This window comes from Clostridium sp. CF012 (assembly GCF_018861755.1).
GTDB lineage: Bacteria > Bacillota > Clostridia > Clostridiales > Clostridiaceae > Clostridium_AD.
Window position 1 is genome coordinate 1 of record NZ_JAHLEF010000098.1, and the last position, 1,340, is coordinate 1,340.

Consider the following 1,340-nt stretch of genomic DNA (forward strand, 5'->3'; position numbering starts at 1 on the left):
TGGGAGAGTAAGTTGTCGCCAGGTTTACATGGTTTACTAGCTCAGTTGGTAGAGCACATGACTTTTAATCATGGTGTCCGGGGTTCGATTCCCCGGTAAGCCACCAAAAAAACACTTCTTTATGAAGTGTTTTTTTTATTGTTGAGAGTTAAGGAAAATTTAAAGATTTTCAACTAGCATATTTTGGTGCAATTAAATTATGAGTGAAATTCAGTATTTAAATAAATTTAGCTTATTGATTTTGTTTTTTTACTAATTTTATGGTATCATAATAATGAAAATATATAATTTTAAAGGAGAGTAATTATGGAGAATAAAGTTTTAGCTATAGTAAATGGAAATGAAATAACCGAAAAAGATATAGAGAGATCATTATTAAGGTTTCCACAGGAAACACAAGAGTACTACAAAACAGAAGAAGGTAAGAAACAATTCCTAGATCAAATCATAAATTTTGAATTAATATACAATCATGCTCTTGATAGCAATATGAAAAATGACCCAGAATATATAGAACAAATAGCTATTATAGAAAAAGAAGTTTTAACACAAATAGGTGTAAAAAGCATAATGACAGATGTAGATATAACTGAAGATGAAATTCAAAAATACTATGAAAGTAATAGTGAGATGTTTAAAAGTGAAGAGACTGCATCAGCTAAACATATATTAGTAGACACTTTGGATCAAATGAAAGAAATTAAATCAGAAATAGATAATGGAATGTCTTTTGAAGAAGCCGCTAAAAAATACTCTAAATGTCCATCATCAGCTCAAGGTGGAAGTTTAGGTAGTTTTACTAGAGGTAGAATGGTTCCTGAATTTGAAAAGGCGGCCTTTGAATTAGAAGTTGGTGAAATAAGTGAACCTGTTAAAACTCAATTTGGATATCATTTAATACAATTAGATGAGAAAAGTTCACAAGATGTTAAATCTTTGGAAGAATCTAAGCAGATGATTGTAAAAAACATTTTAAATCAAAAACAAAACGAGAAATATATAAGCACTGTAACGGAATTAAAAAACAAATATACTGTAGAATTAAAATAGAAGTATATATTTATAATTTTATATAAAAATGAGTTTTATATAAGTAAAAACCAATATTATTGTTAATATTGGTTTTTACTTATACTATAATGGGTATTTATAATATTTAAACTCAAAGATTTATAAAAAATTCAAATTAATACATAAAAGTGTTGACAAAATAAAAGATACCTAGTAGAATAGTAGAAGTCGTCACTTGATGACAAAACAAATTGGTCTTTGAAAATTAAACAGAGAAATAGGTAAAATAGCGAAATAATATTTCGTTAGACCAGTTAATTACTTTAGAT

At 27.0% G+C, this 1,340-nt stretch carries 1 protein-coding gene and 1 tRNA gene; both read left to right on the forward strand.

Annotation, left to right across the window (positions count from 1 at the left end):
* Positions 1-30 precede the first annotated feature (30 nt).
* Positions 31-106 (forward strand) — tRNA-Lys (locus KPL50_RS26430).
* A 200-nt stretch (positions 107-306) separates the two neighbouring features.
* Complete coding sequence (locus KPL50_RS26435; RefSeq protein WP_216301446.1) at positions 307-1,050, forward strand: peptidylprolyl isomerase; 744 nt, start codon at positions 307-309, stop codon at positions 1,048-1,050.
* Positions 1,051-1,340 lie beyond the last annotated feature (290 nt).